A 23,777-nucleotide genomic window follows, 5' to 3' on the forward strand; every position below is an offset into this window, starting at 1 on the left:
CCATGACAATGTTGAAGAATGATGTCGTCGAGACGATCCGCGAAAAAGCGTTGTGGATGCGCCGCAGGGCCTTCACGATGGTTTTCGACGCGCAGATCGGCCATCCGGGCGGGGACTTTTCTGCGATCGACATCATCGCGACACTCTATTTCGGCGTGATGCGCTATGACCCGAAAAAACCGGATATGGCGGAACGGGATCGCTTCATCATGTCGAAAGGGCATGCGACCGGCGCGCTCTATACCGCGCTTTGCGCGGCCGGTTATTACCCGGAAGACTGGCTGACCACCTATATGCAACCGGAGTCCATGCTGAACGGCCATCCGAACCGGAACTATCTGCCGGGTATCGAAACCAATACGGGGCCCTTGGGACACGGAATGCCGGTTGGTCTTGGAATCGCGATTGCCGGGCAGCTGACCAACAGCGATTATCGTACCTTCGTGCTCACCGGTGACGGTGAGTTGCAGGAGGGTTCCAACTGGGAAGCGGCCATGACGGCGGGCAATCGTAAGCTCGGTAAATTCACATTGATCGTGGACAGAAACCGTTTGCAACAGGGTATGGGCACCGAGGAGACGAACGGGCTTGATCCGCTCGATGACAAGTTCCGTGCCTTCGGCTGGGATGTCGAGGTTGTGGATGGCCATGATGTTGCGGCGCTCGTCAGCGCGCTGTCGGAGCCGCCCGGTGGACGTTCGAAGCCGCTCTGTGTGATCGCCAATACCGTCAAGGGCAAGGGCGTGTCTTTCATGGAAAACAAGGCCTCATGGCACCATGGCGTGCCGAATGTCGAGCACTATAAAACTGCCATGGAGGAATTGGTCTGATGGCTGCTCCCGCTGCAAAACAGGAAGGTTTCTACGATTGTCGCGACGCATGGGCGCGTACCATTGAGGAGCTTGCCGCTGCCGATCCCCGCATCGTGGCCGTTGTCAACGATTCCGTCGGGTCGTCTAAACTCGGTGGCTTCCAGAAGAGGTTTCCGGAGCGTCTCGTCAATGTCGGGATTGCCGAGCAGAACATGGTGGGCGTGGGGGCGGGTCTTGCGAATGGCGGACGTATTCCTTTCGTCTCCGCGGCATCCTGCTTTCTGACAGGTCGGGCGCTGGAACAGGTGAAGGCGGATATCGCCTACGCCAATTTCAACGTGAAGCTGGTTGGTCAGTCCTCTGGTGTCGCTTACGGTGAACTGGGACCGACCCACCACTCGATCGAGGATTTCGCCTGGCTGCGTCCCTTGAACAATATCACCGTCATCGTTCCGGCGGACCCGTGGGAAACGGCAGAAGCGGTGAAATGGGCCGCGGAGCATGACGGGCCGGTCTATATCCGCCTCAGCCGCATGCCGGTCCCGGAGCTTGCCGTCGAGAACCGCAAGTTTCAGCCGGGCAGGGCGGAACTTGTTCGTGATGGCCGCGATGTTACGCTGATTGCCTGCGGCACGATGGTGCATCTGGCGGCAAATGCGGCGGAAGAGCTGGCAAAGGATGGTATTTCTGCACGCGTGCTGAACATGGCGACGATCACGCCAATTGATGAGGCGGCCATTTCGCAGGCGGCAAGCGAAACGAGTGCCATCGTTACCATCGAGGAGGCCAATATCCATGGCGGGCTTGGCGGCGCGGTGGCAGAGTTTACCGCCTCCAACATCCCAGTTCCGGTCGAACGCATGGGCTTTCCGGGCTTCGTGCCGACAGGTTCCGTCGAATGGCTCTTCGATCACTTCGGCTTGACATCCAACGGCATTTCAAGAACGGCACGCAAGGCGATAGGACGCAAACGCTGATGACAGGCAGATCGGGAGGAGGATCTGTCATTGCCATCGATCAGGGAACAACCAATACCAAGGCGATACTGGTCGATACGTCAGGCAATGTGATTGCAAAAGCCTCGGCGCCGGTGAAGTCGACATACCCTCGCCCCGGATGGGCCGAGCAGTCCGCGGAGGATATCTGGGCCAGCGTCCAATCTGTGATCGCTGATATCGTAGGCGCGTCGGAAAGTACGATTGCAGGCATGGCGATTGCCAATCAACGCGAGACGCTTGTGACATGGGATTCCCTGACCGGCAAGCCAATCGCCCCTGCAATATTGTGGCAATGCCGACGCACGACGAAGGCCTGTGAAGGCATGATCGCCGATGGTGCTAACCCCACGGTGGTGGAAGCAACCGGGCTTTCCATCAATGCCCTGTTTCCGGCGTCCAAGCTTGCCTGGGTGATGGAAAACGTTCCCGAGGCACGGGTGCTTTCGCAGGAGGGCCGTCTCCGAGCCGGGACCGTCGATAGCTGGCTGCTCTACAAACTGACGGGCGGCAAAGAGTTTGCTACCGATCACTCCAACGCCTCACGCACGCAACTGTTCAATACCGGCCGGCTGCACTGGGATGACAGCCTTTGTGACGTTTTTGGCGTGCCACGTTCCGCATTGCCCGAAGTTAGACCGTCCGATGGTCTGTTCGGTGAAGTAGCCGAGGGCGCGACTGCACTCTCGTCCGGCGTTCCCATCCTTGCCATGATGGGTGACAGCCACGCGGCGCTTTATGGTCATGGCGTTCGCACTCCCGGCCTCGTCAAGGCGACCTATGGTACGGGCTCATCGCTGATGACGCTGACGCAGGAGCGCGTTCTGTCGAAAAACGGGTTGTCCGCAACGATTGCCTGGAGCGACAGTGACGGTGTTGCCTACGCCCTTGAGGGTAATATCACAGTGTCTGCGCAGGCTGCGGCTTTCGCAGCCGATCTACTTGGAATACCAGATGCACGCGCTCTTTCAGGACTTGCCCAAACCGTAGCGGATAGTGGCGGCGTGACCTTCGTTCCCGCATTAGCCGGTCTTGGCGCGCCGCACTGGGACGACAATGTTTCAGGAACGATCGCCGGTATGACGCTTGCTACGACCCGTGCGCATGTTGCCCGTGCGACGCTCGACGCCATCACCTTGCAGGTCGCAGATGTGTTCGGCGCCATGGAACGGGACATTGGTGGAAGGTTGCAGGGACTGCTGGCTGACGGTGGCGCCACGTCTAACGATTTCCTCATGCAGTTGCAGAGCGATGTTCTCGACCGGCCCGTCACACGCAGCGGTCAGGCTGAGGTCGGGGCAATCGGCGTTGCGGCCATGGCGCTTCGTCGTCTGACGGGGGAAAGTCCTCATTTGGACGCTTCAACGGTGGAGTTTTCGCCTCGGGCCGAAATGGCATCCTGGCGTTCGGCTGTGACAAACGACTGGAAATCGCTGCTGTCACGGCTTACCGCATCCTGATCGATGGTGCGATCGGCGGTTGGTGCCGGGCAGCCCGGCTATCAGCCTGGCCGGGAGGCGATGAATGCGCCGATCGATTCTTCCAGCAGGGCAACGCCATCACGGCGGATGGCACGAATCCAAGGATGGCGAGGATCTGGATGAACGGAAAATACCGGGGATTTCCTGTCTTGATCGCCAGAACAAGGCGTACAGCAGAGCGATTTATGCAGCGTGTCTGTCGCCATAATGCGGTAGTCTCCTACCAGTAGATGATCAATGAAGTCAGCATAGACAACCCCTTTTTGCCGCTTTGATACTCGGGCATTGCGAGGCGCCGTGTGGCGCTCATGCTGCCTATCGTTCTGCTAATGCCTTGGGAAGTGAACTGGAGAGCGGACGCACTCTCCAGTCAGAATTCGGCCCGCGCGGAGGCCGGATCGCGTGTTCGAACTCGCGGAGCATGCCTCGCCGTCAGGCCTCATCGAGAGCAAGTGTCAGGTCGGCGATGAGATCATCCGGGTGTTCGATGCCGATCGACAGGCGAATGGTGGATTCCAGTACGCCTATGCGTTGGCGCACATCGGCGGGTACGCCGGAATGCGTCATGGTTGCCGGGTGGGAAGCGAGAGATTCCGTGCCGCCTAGGCTGACGGCGAGTTTGAAGATCTCCAGTGCGTTGAGGAATTTGAAGGAAGCCGTCTGTCCGCCCACGATGTCAAACGAGAATGTCGATCCCGCACCTGTGCATTGCGCGGCGAAGGTTTTTCCCTCGGATGAAGCGGGGTCGTTGAAGGGCAGGTAGTGGATTTTTTCGACCTTGGGATGGGCCTGCAGGAACTCGGCCACGAGCTTTGCATTGCTGTTGGCCCGCTCCATGCGGATCTGTAGTGTCTCCAGCGAGCGGCCGAGCATCCAGCACGAATGCGGATCGAGCTGTGTGCCGATGGCGCCGCGCAGCGCCTTCACCTGCTTCATCACATCTTTCCGCCCGAGTGCTGCTCCGGCGATGAGGTCGGAGTGGCCGCCAACATATTTTGTCAGCGAATAGAGCGAGATATCGGCGCCGTGCTCGATGGGGCGCTGGAACACCGGTCCCAACAGCGTGTTGTCGCAGGCGATGATCGGCCGATGCCTCTGCTTCTCGCCAATCCTATCGGCAACGCGGCGTACCATGGGGATATCGACAACGCTGTTTGTCGGGTTGGCGGGGGTTTCGATGAGAATGACGGATACCCTGCCTTTTTGCATTGCCGCCTCTGCGGCGGCGGTGACCGATGCTTCGCTGACACCATCGGCGAAACCCACGGACGACACGCCGAAATTCTGGAAGGTCTTCGCCAGCAGCGTTTCCGTGCCGCCATAAAGCGGTTGCGAATGAAGAACAGTGTCGCCAGGGCGGACGAAGGCGAACAACGTTGTTGAAATGGCCGACATGCCGGAGGAAAACAGAGCACAGCTTTCCGTGCGCTCATAAACGGCCAGGCGATCCTCGACGATCTCGCTGTTGGGATGGTTGAAACGCGAGTAGACGAGACCTGCTCCCTTGCCGGCTGGCGGCTCCTTGCGGCCGGAAACGTAGTCAAAGAAATCACGGCCATCTTCCGCCGTTTTGAACACGAAGGTCGATGTCAGAAAGACCGGCGGTTTTACCGCACCCTCAGACAGTTCCGGATCGTAACCGTAGTTGAGCATCTGCGTTTCAGGATGAAGCGCATGGTTGCCGATGTGGGTTTTGGACGGATGCGGCGCGGTCATGTCCGGTGGGCCTCCTCAAACAGGCGTTGAACTCAGACAAGGTTACACCCAATCGAGCCGAAATACCTTGCATTCTGAAGCGCTGATCTGTCTCATGGCGCAATAAATTGCGAGGAACAGTCGCCTATGTCGCAGAAAATTGCTGACTCTATCGACAAACGGATATTGAAAGAGTTGTCTGCCGACGCGCGGATCACCAACAATGAACTGGCCGAGCGCGTCGGTCTTTCGGCATCGGCGTGTCTGCGTCGGCTCCGCCGCCTGGAGGAGTTGGGGGTGATCAAGGGCTATTCCGCCATCATCGATCCGGCCACCGAAGGCTGGACGATGACGGCGCTCGCCTCCATCCGCCTCAGCCGCCAGCATGACGACGAAATCCGCATGTTCGAGACGGCGGTGCTGGATTGGGACGAGGTGCTGGAATGTCACCTCGTCACCGGTTCGCGGGATTACATGCTCAAGGTCATGTGCTGCGGACTGGAAGATTACGAGCGCTTCATCAAGGAGAAGATCGCCAAGCTGAAATGCGTCGATACCATCGAAACCAGCTTCGTGATGAACACGATCAAGGCTCGCCGTATCTGACTAGCGTGATACAAATTGCTCCAGTTCGGCCAGCGTGAAACGCGGAGTGATGTGCTGCGGGCAGTTCCAGTCAAACGCTTCCACCGAGATGAGGGCGAGACGCTCCACTCTGGCGGGGTAATCCGGCATTGTCAGTCGCTTTGCGAGTTCCGGATCGTCGTCCGCATCGATGACCCGCATGTGGCCGAAGATCTTCAGACGACGCCGGTGGGCATAATCCATGAGGAACAGTGAAACGCGATCATTGGTATTTACATTGCCGGTGGTGATGTATTGCCGGTTTCCGCGAAAATCCGCAAAGCCCAGCAGCGTCGGGTCAACCGTGGTGAGAAAGCCCGCAGGCCCACCACGGTACTGCACGTAAGGCCAGCCGGTTTCCGAGACGCTGGCGAGATAGAAACCATCCCGCCCATGAATAAAGGCTGCTTCCGCCGGACCGAGGCGCTGGCTCCCACCCGTTTCTGCACCACCACGTGCGCCGATCCGCGCCCATTGATCCGCGCTGCCGTAATGTTCCTGCGCGGCCGCCACGGAAGGCGTCGTGGCGATATTGAGATATCTGCTCATTCCGTTTCATCCTTTCCACGCCAGTTCATGTCTGCGGGCGGCCGAAGCCGACCTCAATCCTGCAAGGCCCAGTCTGCCACTTCCCAGCGTGTCTGCCCACGGTCGGACACGACGCGGCCGAGCCCTGGGAACGGCATGTGCGTGGCCGCAATCAGCGCACCTTCGGCAGCGGCTTGTGGGAAAAACCGGTCACGCATCGCCTTGGCGGCTTCACGATCCTGCTCGAACAGGAAGAACACATCGGTAGCGCCCGGATGCACGACCGGGAAGATCATGTCCGACACCATGATCATGCTCTTGCCGCCGTCTTCCACCCGCACGCCGATATGGCCGGGCGTATGGCCGGTCAGGTCGACAATCGAGACGCCGGGGGCGATCTCACGCTCGCCATCAATCGCCTGCAGTCTTGGGTACAGGCGCACGATTTCATCCGCCATCTGGAAGCTGGTCTGCAGGTAATCCGGTGCACCGGCACGCTTGGCCGGGTCGGTCCAATGCTTGACGTCTCGGCGATCAATATAAAGCTCCGCCTTGGGATAGTTGTTCTTGCCGCCGGCGATCAGACCGCCCATGTGGTCCTGATGCATATGCGTTACGATCACCGCGTCGATCTGGTCGAGCTTGAGGCCAAGCGTGGCAAGCGCCTGCGGCAGTTTTCCGGTCTGGCCGATGGAACCCGCGGCACCGGCATCGATCAGGATGCGGCGTTGGCCATCATCGATCAGATACTGGTTGAACAGGAACCGCACGCCGCTTGGCCGGGCGGTAGACTGGGCAGCGGCGGCACGCTCCACCTCCGCCGGGGTGCGTCCGGGGAAAAAGTTGTAGGGCATGTCGGCGTAGCCGTCCGTCAGTGCCGTCACCGTAAATCGACCGATGCGGATCTGCGCCAGCGGTGTGATGCTCGCCAGAGCCTTGGCAGGTTCCTGCGCTGCGACGAGTTTCGGCAATGCGCCACCGATCAGTCCTCCCCCAAGGAGGCCGAGAGGAAGAGCGCTGGCAAATGCACGACGTGAAAGTTGGGGCATGACGTCTTTCTCCTGATCTTTGGTGATGTGGGGAGCTGTTTGCATCCCCTCTACGACATGAAGCTATGATATCCAAAACCGATGGGGTATCCTGCGATTTCAGGAGTTTTCCTCTCATTTTCTGGAAGGATGATATGGATCGGTTCGATGCGATGTCGGTGTTGCTGGCGGTGGTGGATGCCGGAAGCCTTTCGGCGGGAGCGCGGCGCCTGCACGCACCACTCGCAACGGTCAGCCGCAAGGTTGCCGATCTTGAAAAACACCTCGGCGTGCGCCTTGTGCTGCGCACCCGCCGTGGCCTGACCCTGACGGATGAAGGAAGGAGCTATGTCGCCGCTTCACGGCGTATTCTGGAAGAACTGGATGCGGCGGAGCGACAGGCCAGCGGCGATTATGGGGCGCTGCGCGGCGGTTTGCACATGACCGCGCCCGTCATCTTCGGGGAGCGGCATGTGCTGCCAATCGCGCTGGAATTCCTGAAGGAGCAACCGGAAATCAACCTGCGGCTGACACTGGCCGACCGACAGATAAGCTTTGCAGATGAGCACGTCGATGTCGCGTTGCGGATCGGCCATCTGGCCGACAGCGCGTTAATCGCAACCCGCGTCGGTACGGTGCGCCGCGTGGTCTGCGCCAGTCCGGATTATCTCGCCCGACGTGGCATTCCGCTGAAACCCGAAGACCTCGCCCAGCATGACGGGATAAGTTTCCAGGGCTTTGCCGTGGCGCCGGAAGTGCGCTACCGTCGAGACGGGATCGCCTTTAATGCTGAACCCCACCCCAAATTCGCTGTCAACACGACCGAGGCCGCTATCCAGGCGGCAGTGGCCGGTATCGGTATTGTCCGTGTGCTCTCTTATCAGATCACCGACCAGTTGCGATCCGGTGCTCTAAGGGAAGTGCTGACAGATTTTGCACCTGAACCGCTGCCGGTGAACGTGGTCTATGCGCCGGCCGATCCCCAGCCAATGAAGGTGCGTCGCTTCCTCGACTGGATCACGCCCCGCCTGCGCAAGCGAATGGCTATCTAGTCAGAATTCCTGTCTGTCTTTTCTTCGCTTTTCGACAACGAAAATTGAGCAGAAGGAAGACGATGAACATCATCAAAATCATCAGGCAATGGGCGGCTATACTACCCTCGCGTGTTACCCGGAATATTTCCATGGCCATGCAGATTGTGGGTTGCCTCACTCCGCACGGTCTTTTATATGATATAACATAACATTGTATATGACCAACCACACCAGATTACGAAAGAAACTCAGACCGTGCCAGAACCATGCCTGACACTCAGTGACTTGATACCGGGATTTAACCGGCACCCGGTCGTGTGTCATCTAGGCGGTGTTGTCGGGAAGACAGGACTTACCCGAAGTCCGTTGGCCATACGGCCCCGTTTGAAACTGCCAATCGAAGTTTAAATGAGAAAATTCACCTGCCTTCTGGCCGGCCTGATGTTGATGTCGGTCAGTTCGGCTGTGCGCGATCAACCGCAGTTGACTGGAGAAGCCACCTCCAGACTTCGACCAAATTTCGTTACTATATATCATTAATAAGGAGAAAGAAGTGAGATACTTGACCCTGAGCGTTTCCGCCCTTGCGCTATCCGTGAGCCTCGTTGGCCCACCGGTACAGGCCGAGGACGACGAGGAAAACGTGACGCTTTATCGAGTCTTCGTCGGCGACCACGCAGCTGGAAAGGTTACAGCCTTCGATCTGAGCAAGCCGGAAAATCGCTGGACGTTCGAAACGAAGGGGCAAAACAAACTCTACAGCGTAAACGAAGGAGCGGTCATTGTTTCGGTCCAGTCCGATAACGATGTGGTTAACTTCATCAATAGCGGCATCTCGCTTAACGCCCACGGCGATCACGCGGACATCGAGATCGGCGACCCGTCGGCTGTGCAGCGGCCTTTGACAGGACCCAGGCCGTTCCACGTCATCGACCATGACGGCAAGATCGTGATCAACTTCGACAAGGGCGGTTACAATGAAATTGTCGATGCCCATAAACTTTCGGATGGCAAAGTCGAAGCGACCCGCCTCAACCAAGCTCGTCCGCACCACGGGTTTGCGTCACCCATCGGAAACGCATGGGTGACGACTGTCGCCTCGGATGCTGCAGTCGAAGGTGATGCCGCGCCGTCGCGTGTCGGCCTGAGGGCGGTCAAGGCGGACGGGACGCCGGTCGGAGACGTGGCAACCTGCACGGGTATTCATGGCGAAGCTTTTTCTGGAGCCTATCTCGCGGCGGGTTGCAAGGAAGGCATCCTGACCGTCAAGGCAAGCGCCGATGGGCCCGTGACGAACATGTTGACCTATCCGGCCGAACTCCCGAGCGGGCAATCCACGGGCACTTTGCTTGGTGCCAAAAGCATGCAGGTGTTCCTTGGCAATTACGGAGCAAAGGGCCTGGTCGTCGTAGATCCGGTCGATGTGCCGAATTTCCGCTATATCGGGCTACCGTTCCGCAGGATCGATTTCGTGCTCGACCCTGCAAATGCGCGTTTCGGTTACGTCCTCACCGAGGACGGATCGCTACACCAGATCGATGTTCTGGACGGCAAACTGTCGAAGAGCGCGAAGATAACCGAACCTTACTCGATGGACGGCCATTGGAACGAACCGCGTCCGCGCATTGCCATGGCAGGCGATGCCGTGGTCCTTAGCGATCCGAATGCCGGACTGGTGCGTGTCATCTCCAAAACGGAGCTGAAGGAAATCGAAGCAATCAAGGTGGACGGCAAGCCTTACAACATCGCGGTAGCCGGTGGCAGCGGCAAGGCGCATGAGGCGGGCGAGGGCCATGATCACGCCCATAGCCACGGCGATCCGAAGATTTACGCAGGCTATTTCGAGGATAGCCAGGTCAAGGATCGTCCGTTGTCAGATTATGCAGGTGATTGGCAGTCGGTCTATCCTTATCTGCAGGACGGCACACTGGACCCCGTCTGGTCACACAAAGCCGAGAAGGGATCAGCAAGTGTCGAACAGATCCGAGCGGAATATGAGGTGGGTTACAAGACCGATGTGGAGCGCATCACGATCAAGGGCAATGAGGTCAGCTTCTACCGAAGCGGCAAGCCATTGAAGGCGACGTACGTTTACGACGGCAAGGAAATACTGACATACAAAAAGGGTAACCGCGGCGTTCGTTTCGTCTTCAAGAAGGATGAAGGTGATGCGAATGCCCCAAAGTTCATCCAGTTCAGCGACCATAAGATCGCACCGGAAAAGACCGACCACTACCACATCTATTGGGGCGATGACCGGGCAGCCTTGCTGAAGGAAGTGACGAACTGGCCGACCTATTATCCATCGTCCTTGAAGGCGAAGGATATTGTCAGCGAAATGAAGGCGCACTGATCTCGCAAAAATGATGCGGCGTCCGACCGAACCGAACGTCGGACGCCGAGAACAGTAACGGCGGTAAGCCCGTATAGCCTACCGCCGTCAGTTTCCCTGCAACCGAATAGGGATTTCGGAAGGAGCAAGAGGGTGCTCAAGTTTGTCTTCGTATTCCCAATTTGTCAGTCGACCCAAAGACGTTGATCGCAAGATTTCGAGCGTTCATCCGGGTGTATCATCGGACCATGCGTTACTGTCGTTTCAGCAAACGATAGGGGGAGATGTCCACGCCAGTCTCGGCATATTCCGGAAAACCGCTGCATTTCTTATCGGCGATCACAAATTCAGCCTGAACGTCGGCAATCTTGGCTATGCTGACCTTGTAGAAGCGCTGCATGTAGGTGTGCAGGGCCCAATCCTGCCAAGCTTCTTCACATGCACTGATGCTTGGCCTGCAATCGACTTTGTCGGCGCAAACGAATGCCTCGATGGCGGTAGCCTGTTCGATTGTCCGTGCATCATTCCCAAGTCGTCCGATGTTGAGGGCCACCGCCGCGATGGAAGCCGCCAAAATGAATAGGGAACCGAACCGGAGGATTTTCGCATCTCGTTCCCTCAGTCGAGAGAGGCCGTCCATGATGACAGGCGTTGCTAGGATGGCAAAGCCAGCCGAGTAAAAGAGGAGCGACGTATTGAAATAGAAATTGGAGACCCGTGGGCTGAGGCCGATAGGAAGAGAAGCCGAAAGCCCGACAATCACGAGGAAAGCTGCCCGTTTCAATCGTAACCGGCGCATCTCACTTTCGCTTTTGCCGAGCCCCAGGCGCCATGCGGCGAGGGCTGCGATCGCGACGACTGCCAGCGAGTAACCGTTGATTCCGAGAATCTTGCGGAAGGTGTAAAGTCCGCCGCCATAGTGGCCGCGTGCGCCGCTTAAACTTGAAAACAACTGTGCGGTGGCATAGCGTTGAACCGCTTCTCTCGAAGCGTCAAATGAGTAAAGAAGCGCCGCAAACAGGGCGATCACGAGCAGGATGATGAGAGTGTCGAAGACCATCGTCAGAAAAGCCGGCCTCCGAAATACCAGCCAGTAGATGGCCGGGGTCGCCAAGGGGAACAATCCGACCAGCCCCTTGGTCATGAGCGACAGGCAAATGGCAAGTCCGGCGGCCGCTACAAGGGCCAGTCGTTTCCCGCAGAGCATGGGCGCCGGTCGGTCGTAAGCGATAACGAGCACAAGGACGGCCGTTGCCGTGAAGACTGCGAGCAGGTTGTCGAGCAGGCCGTTGGCAAAGCCCCAGTTCACTCGACCTGCAATCAGGGTCAGCATGAGCGCAATCGGGAACGCCCGCTGAACCATGGTATCTTGCTTGTTCAGGCGCACCCAGATCTGGAGTAGCAAGGCAGCAGCAATCACGAAAATCAGCAGCGAGAAGCCCTTCTCCACCGCGACGCTGTCGCCGAACACGGCAAAGCCGATTGCCTGTAGCCAAAACATCAGGGGAGGATGTTCGGCGAAGACCGGAAACAGCGCCTCCGAAAAATACGGGGACCATGCCGATCCGCGACCTTCCGCCAGATTTCTGGCGAGGACGGCGTAGATGCCGCCATCGAAGAACATCGATATGTGGACAAGCTGCACGAGGATCTGCAGGCAGACCATGCCGCAGAGAAGGATCCAGAGCGAAGCTGTGATCGTTCGGGAAGGCGATGGGCTCAGACGCGCGGTCTCACTCATTTCCAGATAAACCTGTTGGCGATGACAAACTTCCAGACAGTGTCGATCGCAATGCCGGCGAGCGTTGCGATGAAGACGACATGGATCAGGTTCTCATAGGCGAGAGTTGCGGCTGAAACGTTGGCCACGATGCCAACTGCGGAAACAGCCAGGAACTTGAAATAGCCCGAAATCAAGCGGATCCCGCGTAGTCGCCTGTCCTGGAAGGTCAGCAGATTGTTGAGTAGGAAGTTGCTGGTGGCGGCGACCAGTGTCGCAACCGTCTGGGCCGTGGCAAAGGACGTTGAAACGGCGAACATGGAATACAGGACGGCGAAGTGGACGAAGACACCGGAACCTCCGACAAACAGGAAAGAGATGAGGTTCGCAGGCACGATGCCCTTGGTCATCTTGCTCATCAGGAAGGTTGCAAACTTCCAAAGGACATAACTGTCCAGCTTCGAATTGCCATGCAGGCGCGTACCGAAGTCGAAATAGACCTCTCCGTGACGTAGTGCTTTATCCGAATAAAGGATGTCGAGCAGCAGTTTGAAGCCCGGATCTCCGAGCTTGGGGCCGATTTGAAGGAAGCGGTCGCGACGAATGACAAAGAAGCCCGTCAGTGGATCCGAGAGCTCTCGGCCAATCACGAAGCTGCTTAGGGCATTTCCTATCTGGGACAGTTTGCGGCGGAGCGGCGAAAGGCCCTCCATCTTTTGGTCGTCTTCGAGGCGGCGCGCGGCGCTGACGATATCCAGTCCCTCGCGCTCCATGAGCTCGACCATCTCGAGGACCACGGAGGGATCGTGCTGTCCGTCGGCATCCATCACGCACAGGAGGTCGCCCTTTGCAGTCAACATGCCCTGGATGCTTGATTTGGCAAGCCCGCGATCGCTGAAGCGGATGATCGGCCGAACACGCGGTTCGGTAACTCCATATTCGAAAGCTTTTTGAGCCGTTCCATCGGCGGAGTTGTCATCGACAAACAGCAACTCCCAGTCGCAGCCAGCAAGCGCGGACTTCACGCGCTCTGCGAAAGGTACAACGTTCGCGACCTCGTTATAGGTCGGGGCAATGATCGAAATGCGCTTTGAGCGCGCGGCAAGTCCTACCAAAGGTTCCATGGGCAGGTGCTCTCAGTTTTTTGCCAATGGAGCTGATGGAATAAAAGTATTGATAAGGTCTATTGGTCCGGAGGTATTGGGGAAAACAGAGGCGATGTTGTTCTCGTAGCGCTCAGATACAATGCGGATACCCATATCTCTTCTGTCCCCGTCAGGCCATTCTGGCCTTGTTCCCCACTTGCTGGTCAGGGGGCTCGGTAGCATTTGGACGACCATGCAGCAAGAGGTGGTGGTTGCCATATCGAACTCTTCTGCAGGGCCAACGTTGGATATTGTTGATATTCGTCAGCCAGGGGCTAATCCATAGAGCTTCTTCGCGTGGGTGTCAGGCCGCCAGTGATGGCAAAAACATCAATAAAAATCGTAAAATCAATGATTTAATATATTTTTTGACGGAATTGACTGGGGCGCTGGATTCCCAGCTGTTTCCAAAGACTTGACGAAATAGGCTTTGGATTCCCTATATTTTTCCGCCGCGAGCGATCGTGGATGCCACAGTCGTGCCTTGGCTTTTGGCGTCAGTCAACATCGGGGGAGAACGGAAGTAATTTTCGTTCTCTGAGGTCAAGTTCACGCTGAGATGGCATCAAGTGCACGAAAGTTTTGTGTCTTCAAATCTCTCGTTCTTGCCATGTTGATCGGTCCTCAAAAGCGGACATTTATTAGCACGAGATTCGGCTGGCGTTGAGGTCTTTGATAAGGGGGCGCCTCGTCAAGGCAATGGTCACCAGGGATGGCGCGGGCCGAAAGGGGCGCGCAAGCTTGAACGCACGCGCGACATGTGCAAACCCGACCGGATATCATCAACAACCCGACGATCATGGGCTTTGGCTTCTCGCGCGACGGCTGGTTGCAGCAGGTCATCGTCCAGGCAAAGCCGGCAAGCCGCAGGCAGGCTGACGATATTCTCAATCTGCATCTCCGAAGTCATACCGGGAATATGCAAACAGCGGAGCAATAGAGATTGCAGCGGACCATCTGGCCCGCTGCAATCTTATTTGTTATGCGTCCTTGAAGACGTCCTCTCGGCCGCGTCGCATCGAGGGCGAGATGGCGACGATGAGTGCCACCATCCCTACCGCAAGGAGGGTGGCGGAAAGCGGCGACTGGATGAAGGTCAGCGGGTTTCCATCCGAGATGATCAGCGACTGCCGCAGTTTCTCTTCCAGCAGTCGCCCGAGCACGAAGCCGAGGGCAAGTGGTGCCGGTTCGAAATCGAGCTTGTAGAGCGCGTAGCCGACGAAGCCAAAGAAGGCAGCCATCATCACCTGCGCAGCATCGTTGGCGATCGAATAGAGGCCGATGCAGCAGAAGCAGACGATGGCGGGGAAGAGCAGCCGGTATGGAACCCTCAAGAGCTTCACCCAGAGCCCGATCAGCGGCAGGTTGATGATGACGAGCATCAGGTTACCGATCCACATCGAGGCGACCAGACCCCAGAAGAGTTCCGGGTTGCGCTCGATGACCTGCGGACCGGGTACGATCCCCTGGATCATCATCGCACCGACCATCAGGGCCATGACCGCATTCGGCGGCAGGCCAAGGGTGAGCAGCGGAATAAAGGATGTCTGTGCGCCGGCATTGTTGGCACTCTCCGGGCCGGCGACTGCGGCCGGTGCACCCTGGCCGAAATCCTGCGGCCGTTTGGAAAGGCGCTTCTCTACGGCATAGCTCGCGAAGGGTCCGAGGATTGCGCCATTGCCCGGCAGGACGCCAAGAATGGAGCCGAGGAAGGTGCCGCGGGCGATGGGCGCAAGATTTTCGCGCAACTCCCGAAGTGTCGGCCACAAGCGGCCGATCCGGCTGCGCACGACGTCGCGCGTCTCGGGATCGGCCAGGTTCTTGAAGATCTCACCGAAGCCGAAGATGCCCATGGCGAGAACCACGAATTCGATACCGTCATGAAGCATTTCGAGATCGAAGGTCATGCGCTCGCGGCCGGTCTCCATGTCGGCGCCGACACAGGAGAGAAGGATGCCAACGACGATCATCGCGATTGCCTTGACCAGCGAGCCGCGGGCCAGGACAACGGCCAGGACCAGTCCCATGATCATCAGCGAGAAATACTCCGCCGGCCCAAAGAGCAGACCCATGCGGGTCATCGGCACGCCGAGCGCTGCAATCACGATGGTTGCGGCGGTGCCAGCGATGAAGGAGCCGATCGCGGCCAGGCCGAGAGCGAGGCCAGCCTGGCCCTTCTGCGCCATCTTGTGTCCATCAATGGCGGTGACGACTGCGGTTGCTTCGCCGGGAATATTGACCAGAATGGCGGTGGTGGAACCGCCATACTGAGCGCCGTAATAGATGCCGGCGAGCATGATGAGCGAGCCGGTCGGATCAAGCGACAGGGTGACCGGCAGCAGGATCGCAATCGTTGCGACCGGGCCCACCCCCGGAAGAACGCCGACCAGCGTGCCGATCAGGCAGCCGATGAAACAGAGCGCGACGTTGTTGAGTGTCAGTGCCACGGACAGGCCGAGGCCGAGATTGGTGAAAACTTCGAACATCTCAGTATCCTAGCAGCCAGGGTGCCACGGGGACCGACAGGCCCAGCGCATAGCGGAACAGCCCGATACAGAAGGCGGTCAGCACAACCGCAAAGACGAGCAGTTCGGGAAGACGGCTGTCGCGTGCGGCCAGGCCGGATGCGACGATCGCCAGCGGGCAGGCCACCGCCATCCCGAAATTCGGGATGGCGATCGGACCGAGGTGATAACCACGGATCGTGATGGCAAAGAGAATGACGCCGAGGACGACAGGAATGGTCTCCCGGATCGCCCAATGGCCCGTCGCGGGACCGGGATCCTTGATGCTGAGGATGATCTGGATAATGCCAAGTCCCATAATGATGAGCGAGAGGATGCGGGGCATAAGCCCCGATCCGACGCCGCCGCTTGTCATGAAGGGAAGGTCTGCACCACCCCAGAGACCGAGGCCGCCCAGAGCCAGAAGCGTAAGGCCGGCAATCCTCTCCCGTCCCTGCCACCCGTTCGCAGCTGGTGGTTCCGTATTGGTCGTAACGTTCTGCATGTCATTCGACCTTGATGTCGGCGGCCTTGACGACCTCACCCCACCGGGCGCGTTCCTCGGCCATAAAGTCAGCAAAGGCCTGAGCACCCATGGCGGAGGCCGTGGCTCCGTCATTCTTCAGCTTGTCGAGAACTTCGGTATCGCCGAGCGTTTCCGCAGTCGCCGTCTCGAGCTTCGCCTTGACTTCCGGCGGCATTCCCTTGGGGCCGACGAGACCGTACCAGGCCGATGCGGTGTAGCCGGTAAGCCCGGCTTCGATGGCTGTCGGAACGTCCGGAAGGGTTTCGAAGCGCTTGTCGCCGGTGACAGCCAATGCCTTCAGAGTGCCGCTTTCGATGAGGCCGATTGCGGACGGAATGGTCGTGACCATGAAGTCGATATGACCGCCAACGAGGTCGTTGACCGCCGGGCCAGCGCCCTTATAGGGAACGTGCTTTACCTTGATGCCGGCCGTCTGTCCGAGGAGCAGTGCTCCGAGGTGACTAGCCGAAGCATTACCGGCGGAACCATATACCAGTTCCTTCGATTTTGCGGCCTCGACCAGTTCACCAAGCGAGTTGACCTGGAGGCGCGGACCGACGACGACGACGAGCGACGCATCGGCGATCATGGCGATCGGGTCGAGCGCTTCGGCCGGATCGGCCTTCAGCTTGAAGATGTGCGGATTGACCACCATCGGCCCTTGGTTGCCGATGAGCAGCGTGTAACCGTCCGGATCTGCCGATGCAGCCACTTCGGTGCCGATGTTGGCAGCGGCGCCGGGCCGGTTTTCGACGATCACGCGGCCATCAAGCGCCTTTTCAAGGCGAGCGGCAAAGACGCGTGCGATGGCGTCGGTGCCGCCACCAGCGGCGTAGGATACAACGAGCGTTATCGGTTTGGACGGATAGGCATCCTGGGCAAGGCCGGAGCCAGCCAAGGAAAAGGCGAGTGCCGTGCTGCAAAGGGAAAGCACGAGGCGGCGTGTCATTGTCGTGGGCATTTCTGATCTCCTCCCGAGTCAAGTATGGCATTCACTTCGAAGCGAAGCGATAGTCTGTCACCATCGGATCGCGTTTGCGGACAAGCGCCGCGCCTTCAAACAGCCGTCGGCTGGTTCTCATAACCGAAACGGTTGGGCTGTTGTCTCCCTGGGCCTTCTCGATGCGAATGCGAAGAAGACCAGTCGGATGTTCCCAGGCCAGTGAGACCGGCAGGGTCAAATTCGGTACTTGCTCCCCGACGAGACTCGTAGGGATGGTGGCGGCGAGCCCAAGGCTGACGGCGCCTGTCGTGGCCAGCGCCGTGTGGCAGGTCGCCGGCGTGAAATACCGGACGGCGAGGTCGCCACCGTGGCGCGGTGCGCCGATCAAAAGCGGCTTGGGCAGGACCGACTGGCTGACATCGCCGAGCCCCATCATGCGTCCGGCCTCGCGCCGCACGGTTTCAAGCCGGTCCAGAAAGGCCGCGTCGGCGTCGAGCACCGCTGCCGGTTCGGAGCCGGTGAAGCCGAAATCGGTGGCGCGCATCACGACGAGCGGCGTTGCGCCATCGACCAACGTGGCGTCGATATCGAGCACCCGGTCGATGGCGTTTCCGGTCGGCAGGAGCTTGCCGGTCTTGGCCCCGATCGCGTTGCGGAAGGCGAGATAGACCGGTGCCGCGGTTCCCGGCACGCCATCGATCTGTGCCTCGCCCTGATAGACGAGCTGACCATGCGGGGTGTGGACCCGGGCCTCGATAATCTTGCCGGTGTTGACGTTATGCACGCGTATCAGCGTTTCATCGGCCTGTATCGTCACCAGCCCGGCTTCGATCGCAAAGGGGCCGACGGCTGACAGCATGTTGCCGCAATTGGGAGCCGTATCGACGGCGTTCTCCAGAACCTTCACCTGAGCGAACAGGTAATCCACGTCCGCTTCCGGATGCGACGACGGCCCGACGATCGCGACCTTGCTGCTGAGCGAATTGCCGCCGCCGATGCCGTCGATCTGCAAAGCGTGGCCGGAGCCCATGATTTCCAAAAGGAGACGATCGCGCTCGTCCGGGTCGACCGGGAGATCGCGGGACAGGAAAAAGGGGCCCTTCGATGTTCCGCCACGCATCATCACACAGGGTATCCTGATCAGGTCGTCCATTCGGTATCATCCTCCGGGCTGGTCTCTGCCAGTTGCGAGAGGAGAGTTCTCACGTCACAAATCGGTTGTGAAATGCAAAGAATTGCGCGATTATTCCGATATGCGAAATAATTTCGAATTCCTTGACCTCAAGGCGTTTCTCGCCGTCCTTGATCTGGGCTCGTTCAACGAGGCAGCCCGGCAGCTCAATTTGTCACAACCTGCGCTTTCAAGGCGGATCAAGGGTTTTGAAGAAGCTGTCGGAGCACAGCTTATCGAGAGAACGACGCGTCACGTTGCGCCGACCCAGATCGGACGGGAGCTTCTGCCACTTGTGCGCCGTCTTGTCGACGAATTCGAGGATTCCATCCTCTCGATCAGCGATCTCGGGGGCCGTCATCGCGCACAGGTGACGATCGCCTCAGTCCCAACGGCAGCATTCTATTTTCTTCCTAGAGTTGTGCACTCATTCAACGAAAAATTCCCCGGCATTCGCTTTCGAATTCTTGACCTGTCGGCCAATGAGGGGCTCGATGCTGTCGCGAACGGTGAAGTCGAGTTCGGTATCAATATAACCGGTGCTGCTCGCGCGGATCTCAACTTTACGCCGCTGATCGAGGATCCCTTCGTTCTCGCATGCCGCCGCGACCACCCGCTTGCCACCGCAAAGTCGCTGACATGGGCCGACCTAGCAGGCCATCCCCTCATCGGAGTAAGCAAGACGAGTGGAAATCGCGCGGTTCTCGATAGGGCGCTGACGACCGCCCAGGTGCAGCTCAACTGGTTCTACGAGGTCAACCATCTCTCTACCTCGCTCGGTCTGGTTGAGGCGGGGCTCGGGATATCGGTGATGCCGAAACTCGCGACCCCACAGCTGGAGCATCCCGTCATTGCCACCGTGCCGCTGAAGGGCCCTCTGGTCAGCCGCACAATCGGCCTCGTAGAACGCCGCGGTGGTCGCCTGTCGCCGGCCGCGATCCGTTTTCGGGAAATGCTCATTCAGGAATGGACGGATTGCTGAAGCGGATTGAGGTGGCCAATCGCAGGCCAGGAACGAAGGGTTGGAAGTGCGTGGGCAATGTCAGCGACCAACGCTCGGCATTGGCCGTTCCTTTCCTTCGAAACGTAGAAGGCGAACAGCGACATCTATGCCTATCCCGCCGCTCTGCATCCTCGCCCACCTTGACCCGCCATGAGGCTGCAACTTTTTCCTCCTTGAGCTTCAGCGGCTCAAGTCTGTCGGCTTGGCGCAGCTGATCGCTTGGCGATTTGACGAGGCTTTCCCAAATCGTACCAAGCCGCATCTCTTCGTGGCGGTGGACATTAGGATCTTGCCTACGCTCATGTTGTTCATAAACGTGCGTCATATCGGTCATGATTGAAACGCCCCCGCTGTGCGGTGACGCAGCTCTTGGCCTAAGCCTCAGTGTGATTAGCCCGACTTCTTCGGACTCGGAGATGCGTGCCCGCCAGTAGAAAATGTCTCCGCGGAGTATGAGACTCTCAACCTCGTGGCGCATGGCCATGACGAATACCGTGTCTTCCCCAGGGCTCGTCCATCGCGCTCGATCGGCGCGTGCATCACCTCTGGGCATCAGGTCGCCAATGATGCCAAAACGGGACCCGGCACGACTGGAAAATCAAGGAACTAAAGATATTTAGGGAGAACTGGCGGGGATCATGTATTCTAACATGATTTCAATGACTCAGCTGAAAATCCTTGAAGTACCCTGTGCTTTTCCATCGCGAGCGACCTTTGATGCCACGTTTGTGCCTTGGGTTTGGGTGTCAGTCAACCGGGCGGGGTACGGAAACAATTTCGGCTTCGTGCCTTAAGCGGGCACATACAGGCGATGATTTGAGTTCAGGGCAATCTAAGAAATACTTGCAACGTATTATCGCTGACGGTCTTCACGCTCTTTCCGGAACAAATGGCTTTCAATTCGGAGTGGGTGATATGCGCCGTGGAAAGCCCGGCCCACCGCAAGCAATCTTCAAATTTTGCAAGCTTCTGACCGTCATTCAAAGGCGCAGCTATAGAGCCGTTGGCGTGAAGTCGCTCGGTGGAGAACCTGCGCCCATCCTTTAAAAAGATATGGACTTGATGCGGTAGGCGCTCAACGCCGCGTTCTTTTTCTGCGCTGTAAGAACTCATTGTGATCTTCGACATATGGACGCGCAAACTGGGCCGGGTAGCCGCTTGAGGAGTAAAGTCACGAAGTGATAATCCTCCGCTCAATAGTGCGACGGCCAAGCAGTATTGCATGGAAAATCTCGCCTGCATCTCATCTGAGGGATCGGGATATGCGAGGTTGTCAGATGCAGATCGGCCAACTTTCGTATCGATCTGTTCGATGTCGTCAATCGAGAATCCATGCTCCTTCTGGAGGTCCAAGGCCGCATCGATGGCCCTATGTGTTGAGGCGCAGCATGGGTGGAGTTTCGTGACCAGACCGCGGGTTTCGATGACGGGCTTCTCGTCCCATGACAGGTCTGCCCAACCAGTTGCCTCGTCACCCCCGAAGATATCTAGGAAACCTTGCGGGCGTTCGAGGATATCGGGCCTGCCGCCTAAACCAGATTGGGCAAGCAGGGCTGCCTCAACGGCGTTTCGGGCCGCGATGCCTGCGTGGAAGGGTTTTGCGCCAGTGCCGAATTGTCCTTTTGGACCAGAGGCCATGCTGGTGGCAAGGCTCATTGCGTTTGCTATCTGAGCTTCGTCAAGTCCTAGAAGGACGGCCACACCTGCGGCGGCTCCTATGCAGCCTATTGTCGAGGTGCCGTGCCAGCCCCGATTATAGTGCGAGGGGATGACGCCGAAGCCAATGGATGCCTGCGCTTCCAGCCCTGCGAGATAGGCACGGGTTAGCATGTGCCCTGAAAAATCCTCGCTGCTTGTCGCAACGGAGAGAAGCGCTGGCACCAGGACCGCTGATGCGTGGGCGCGTGCGGGATGAAAATTGTCATCGAAGTCTAGGCAGTGGGCGGCTGTCCCGTTGATCAGGGCAGCGATGGAGGGCGATGCACGGCCTCCTGTGAAAACCAGCGATGCGCCGCTGTCATTGATCTCGTCACGGAAAGCTGCGGCCACGGACAGCGGGACAGCGTCATTCATGCCTGCAACCATGCAGCCGATCGTATCCACAATCGCGTCTTCCGCCCGCTCGACTGCGACGGCTGAAAAGGACGTTCTTGAAACGATCTGCCGGGCAATTTTTTCGAGAACGGTTGTCATTCAAACGCTTCCTTGCAAATTTCATGGGGAGCGGCATTGATGACCGGGCAGGTATATCGGCGCAATCTTATGCAAATGGCGGGTGACGTTATCCGGGAGAACGAGAATGAAGACATCGGGCGACGTCCAGATCAGCATCAAGCATATTCATGCCTTCGATGCGATTGCAGCCACCGGCTCCACCATTGCCGCTGCGGTTGATCTCGGTATTTCTCAGTCCAATACCAGCCGTCTTCTGCATCAGTTGGAGGTCTATCTCGGTGTGCGGCTGTTCGACAGGGATAAGAACCGGCTTTCGATGACGCGTGAGGGGTTGAAGCTGGGACCGGAAATCCGAGCCATCGCGGACAAGCTCACCGCCCTGAAAATAACGGCGCAGGAACTGGAGGAGGGACGCTCGACGGAAATTCCGTTGCGGATAGCTTTTCCGGCCAGTCTTTCGGGAACGCTGGTGCCGCGTCTGGTCAAGAGGTTTCTGGCCGACGCGGGGCCTGTCAGAATCGAAATTGCGTCTGGAAATTATCTTGCGATAGAGCGGATGGTGGCAGAGGGGGCGGTCGATCTCGGCTTTACGCGTTTGCCATCACCGACGCCCGGGCTTCGCGAAGAGCACATCATGCCGACGCGCAATATTTGCGTGCTGCATGAGAGCCATCCGCTGGCCGGAGCCTCGAAGATCGACGTTGAACAGTTGAAGACCGAGAATTTGATTCTCCTGAACCGGGAGCGGGCCGTTCGTCATGAGCTTGAAGCGATCTTCTATCGCGCCGGGCTTCGCCGCCGCCCGGCCATCGAAGCGCATTCCGTCGGTTGCGGCTGCGCGCTTGCGGCAGAAGGGCTGGGCATAGCAATCGTCAGCGAATTGCTGGCGCTTGAATTTCAGGCGTTGCCACTGGCATTCGTTCCGCTTGAACCGACCATTTCCGTCGATTACGCCATCGTCAGCTCCGAACTTTCCCCGCTGCCGAAAATCGCTATGCCGTTCTTGAACTACATTCGGGAATGGGCTTAAGCCAATTTGTCTCGGCCGAAGAGGGAGCGGTGAAAGCATGATCAATTTCAGGCAGCTTGAGGTTCTGAAAACCCTGCTTGCGACAGGTTCGACCATCGCCACCGCCAAGAGCATGGGGCTCAGCCAGTCCGGTGTGAGCCGTCTTCTCCAGCAACTGGAAACCGATCTGGAACTGAGGCTCTTTGACCGGGATAAGGGCAGGCTTATCCCAACGCCTGAGGCCAGCATTCTGGCGCGGGATGCCGAAACCATATTGCTCGGCTTGAACAGGTTTTCGGGACTGGCGGAAGATCTCCGCAGCGGTGCGAAGGGTCCGGAACTTGTGCGGGTAGGGCTGCCCAGCAGCATGTGGGAAAATTTCGCGCCCGCAATGATGACGGACTTCGTGCGTGATTATCCTTCCGTCCGTATCGAGACCTTTTTCGAGACGACGTCCAATATCGCGCGTCTCGTCGAGCAGAAGGTCATCGATTTCGGCTTTCTGCGCAATGAACATCCCGCATTGCCCGGTATCGACATGGAAATCGTGGCGACGGGAACAAGTGTTTGTGTTCTGCCGGAAGGTCACGAACTGGCGTCGATGAAAGAAATCAGCGCTCGCGACCTGCGCGGTGTGCCGCTCATCCTCATTGGTCGCCAGAGACCGACGCGAATGTTGCTCGACCAGACCTTTACCCGTGAAGCCGTAAAGCAGAACGTGAAAATCGAGACTCACACGAATAGTTCGGCCTGCTCCTATGTAGCTCACGGGTTGGGTGTTGCGATATTGAGCAGCTTTTTCGCCAATCTTTACCGGCACCTTCCAATCGTCCAGCGCCCGTTCGTTCCGGTCACGACACAGGAGTTTGCGCTCGCCACACCTTCTGGAACATCGTCTTCACTGGCGGCAAAAGCGTTGATGGACGCACTCAAGCGCCAGATCGAAATCTCACAGAAGCGTCGATCCAACGAATAGGCGCCACGCCAAAGATCAATCTCAAGGCGGGCCTGCGTCTGCAAGTTATGCATTGCCCTATGAGGAAATCGCATAA

Annotated in this window: 22 protein-coding genes; 9 read left to right on the plus strand and 13 right to left on the minus strand. The window is 58.2% G+C overall.

Features of this window, described 5'->3' with window-relative positions; all coding sequences use genetic code 11:
- Window positions 1-2 precede the first annotated feature (2 nt).
- From N7578_RS05480 to N7578_RS05490, 3 genes are read left to right on the plus strand one after another with little or no spacing between them, the layout of a single operon-like run.
- Window positions 3-830: a transketolase gene (locus tag N7578_RS05480; RefSeq protein WP_311109280.1), complete on the plus strand. Its 828-nt coding sequence runs from the start codon at window positions 3-5 to the stop codon at window positions 828-830.
- Window positions 830-1,789, plus strand: coding sequence for a transketolase C-terminal domain-containing protein (locus N7578_RS05485; protein WP_311109281.1), 960 nt, complete (start codon window positions 830-832; stop codon window positions 1,787-1,789). Before N7578_RS05480 ends, N7578_RS05485 begins: the two co-directional genes overlap by 1 nt.
- Complete coding sequence (locus N7578_RS05490) at window positions 1,789-3,267, plus strand: FGGY family carbohydrate kinase (protein WP_311109282.1); 1,479 nt, start codon at window positions 1,789-1,791, stop codon at window positions 3,265-3,267. Before N7578_RS05485 ends, N7578_RS05490 begins: the two co-directional genes overlap by 1 nt.
- Before the next feature lie 41 nt (window positions 3,268-3,308).
- On the opposite strand, the gene N7578_RS05495 is transcribed toward N7578_RS05490, so the two are convergent.
- Together N7578_RS05495 and N7578_RS05500 are read right to left on the minus strand one after the other, a co-directional pair.
- Window positions 3,309-3,494, minus strand: coding sequence for a hypothetical protein (locus tag N7578_RS05495; RefSeq protein WP_311109283.1), 186 nt, complete (start codon window positions 3,492-3,494; stop codon window positions 3,309-3,311).
- A gap of 226 nt (window positions 3,495-3,720) precedes the next feature.
- Window positions 3,721-5,004 (minus strand): cystathionine gamma-synthase family protein, encoded by a 1,284-nt coding sequence (locus tag N7578_RS05500; protein WP_311109284.1) that lies wholly within the window; start codon window positions 5,002-5,004, stop codon window positions 3,721-3,723.
- Window positions 5,005-5,130: 126 nt separating this feature from the next.
- On the opposite strand from N7578_RS05500, the gene N7578_RS05505 reads away from it, so the two are divergent.
- Window positions 5,131-5,589, plus strand: a complete 459-nt coding sequence (locus N7578_RS05505; protein WP_311109285.1) for an Lrp/AsnC family transcriptional regulator — start codon at window positions 5,131-5,133, stop codon at window positions 5,587-5,589.
- Here N7578_RS05505 and N7578_RS05510 read toward each other — a convergent pair whose 3' ends face one another.
- Window positions 5,590-6,156 carry a pyridoxamine 5'-phosphate oxidase family protein gene (locus N7578_RS05510; protein WP_311109286.1) on the minus strand — a complete coding sequence of 189 codons (567 nt, stop codon included), beginning with the start codon at window positions 6,154-6,156 and terminating at the stop codon, window positions 5,590-5,592. It abuts the gene before it with no gap.
- 53 nt (window positions 6,157-6,209) lie between these two features.
- The gene (locus N7578_RS05515; protein ID WP_311109287.1) at window positions 6,210-7,184 is read right to left on the minus strand and encodes an MBL fold metallo-hydrolase; all 975 of its coding nucleotides are present in this window, start codon (window positions 7,182-7,184) and stop codon (window positions 6,210-6,212) included.
- A 134-nt stretch (window positions 7,185-7,318) separates the two neighbouring features.
- On the opposite strand from N7578_RS05515, the gene N7578_RS05520 reads away from it, so the two are divergent.
- Both N7578_RS05520 and N7578_RS05525 read left to right on the plus strand, forming a co-directional pair.
- The gene (locus N7578_RS05520) at window positions 7,319-8,215 is read left to right on the plus strand and encodes a LysR family transcriptional regulator (RefSeq protein WP_311109288.1); all 897 of its coding nucleotides are present in this window, start codon (window positions 7,319-7,321) and stop codon (window positions 8,213-8,215) included.
- 1,666 nt (window positions 8,216-9,881) lie between these two features.
- Window positions 9,882-10,550, plus strand: a complete 669-nt coding sequence (locus N7578_RS05525) for a ZinT family metal-binding protein (RefSeq protein WP_422646690.1) — start codon at window positions 9,882-9,884, stop codon at window positions 10,548-10,550.
- A 232-nt stretch (window positions 10,551-10,782) separates the two neighbouring features.
- Here N7578_RS05525 and N7578_RS05530 read toward each other — a convergent pair whose 3' ends face one another.
- The 7 genes from N7578_RS05530 to N7578_RS05560 form a co-directional block, all read right to left on the minus strand.
- Complete coding sequence (locus N7578_RS05530) at window positions 10,783-12,153, minus strand: glycosyltransferase family 39 protein (RefSeq protein WP_311109289.1); 1,371 nt, start codon at window positions 12,151-12,153, stop codon at window positions 10,783-10,785.
- Between the two features lie 113 nt (window positions 12,154-12,266).
- Window positions 12,267-13,373 carry a glycosyltransferase gene (locus tag N7578_RS05535; protein ID WP_311109290.1) on the minus strand — a complete coding sequence of 369 codons (1,107 nt, stop codon included), beginning with the start codon at window positions 13,371-13,373 and terminating at the stop codon, window positions 12,267-12,269.
- Between the two features lie 12 nt (window positions 13,374-13,385).
- Window positions 13,386-13,613 (minus strand): hypothetical protein, encoded by a 228-nt coding sequence (locus N7578_RS05540; protein ID WP_311109291.1) that lies wholly within the window; start codon window positions 13,611-13,613, stop codon window positions 13,386-13,388.
- A gap of 761 nt (window positions 13,614-14,374) precedes the next feature.
- Window positions 14,375-15,880, minus strand: a complete 1,506-nt coding sequence (locus N7578_RS05545) for a tripartite tricarboxylate transporter permease (protein ID WP_311109292.1) — start codon at window positions 15,878-15,880, stop codon at window positions 14,375-14,377.
- 1 nt (window position 15,881) lies between these two features.
- Window positions 15,882-16,403 (minus strand): tripartite tricarboxylate transporter TctB family protein, encoded by a 522-nt coding sequence (locus N7578_RS05550; protein WP_311109293.1) that lies wholly within the window; start codon window positions 16,401-16,403, stop codon window positions 15,882-15,884.
- A 1-nt stretch (window position 16,404) separates the two neighbouring features.
- Window positions 16,405-17,385, minus strand: coding sequence for a tripartite tricarboxylate transporter substrate binding protein (locus tag N7578_RS05555; protein WP_311109294.1), 981 nt, complete (start codon window positions 17,383-17,385; stop codon window positions 16,405-16,407).
- Window positions 17,386-17,416: 31 nt separating this feature from the next.
- Window positions 17,417-18,520, minus strand: coding sequence for a 4-oxalomesaconate tautomerase (locus N7578_RS05560; RefSeq protein WP_311109295.1), 1,104 nt, complete (start codon window positions 18,518-18,520; stop codon window positions 17,417-17,419).
- Window positions 18,521-18,620: 100 nt separating this feature from the next.
- Between N7578_RS05560 and N7578_RS05565 the strand changes: the two genes are divergently transcribed.
- The gene (locus N7578_RS05565; protein ID WP_115421381.1) at window positions 18,621-19,520 is read left to right on the plus strand and encodes a LysR family transcriptional regulator; all 900 of its coding nucleotides are present in this window, start codon (window positions 18,621-18,623) and stop codon (window positions 19,518-19,520) included.
- Here N7578_RS05565 and N7578_RS05570 read toward each other — a convergent pair.
- On the minus strand, window positions 19,495-19,875 hold the full coding sequence (locus tag N7578_RS05570; RefSeq protein ID WP_311109296.1) for a hypothetical protein: 381 nt from the start codon (window positions 19,873-19,875) through the stop codon (window positions 19,495-19,497). The genes N7578_RS05565 and N7578_RS05570 overlap by 26 nt on opposite strands.
- A gap of 488 nt (window positions 19,876-20,363) precedes the next feature.
- The gene (locus tag N7578_RS05575) at window positions 20,364-21,734 is read right to left on the minus strand and encodes an MmgE/PrpD family protein (protein WP_311109297.1); all 1,371 of its coding nucleotides are present in this window, start codon (window positions 21,732-21,734) and stop codon (window positions 20,364-20,366) included.
- A gap of 106 nt (window positions 21,735-21,840) precedes the next feature.
- On the opposite strand from N7578_RS05575, the gene N7578_RS05580 reads away from it, so the two are divergent.
- Both N7578_RS05580 and N7578_RS05585 read left to right on the plus strand, forming a co-directional pair.
- Complete coding sequence (locus N7578_RS05580) at window positions 21,841-22,746, plus strand: LysR family transcriptional regulator (protein ID WP_311109298.1); 906 nt, start codon at window positions 21,841-21,843, stop codon at window positions 22,744-22,746.
- A 40-nt stretch (window positions 22,747-22,786) separates the two neighbouring features.
- Window positions 22,787-23,701, plus strand: a complete 915-nt coding sequence (locus N7578_RS05585) for a LysR family transcriptional regulator (protein WP_311110064.1) — start codon at window positions 22,787-22,789, stop codon at window positions 23,699-23,701.
- Window positions 23,702-23,777 lie beyond the last annotated feature (76 nt).

The sequence above is a fragment of the Agrobacterium tumefaciens genome (assembly GCF_031801495.1).
Taxonomy (GTDB): domain Bacteria; phylum Pseudomonadota; class Alphaproteobacteria; order Rhizobiales; family Rhizobiaceae; genus Agrobacterium; species Agrobacterium tumefaciens_K.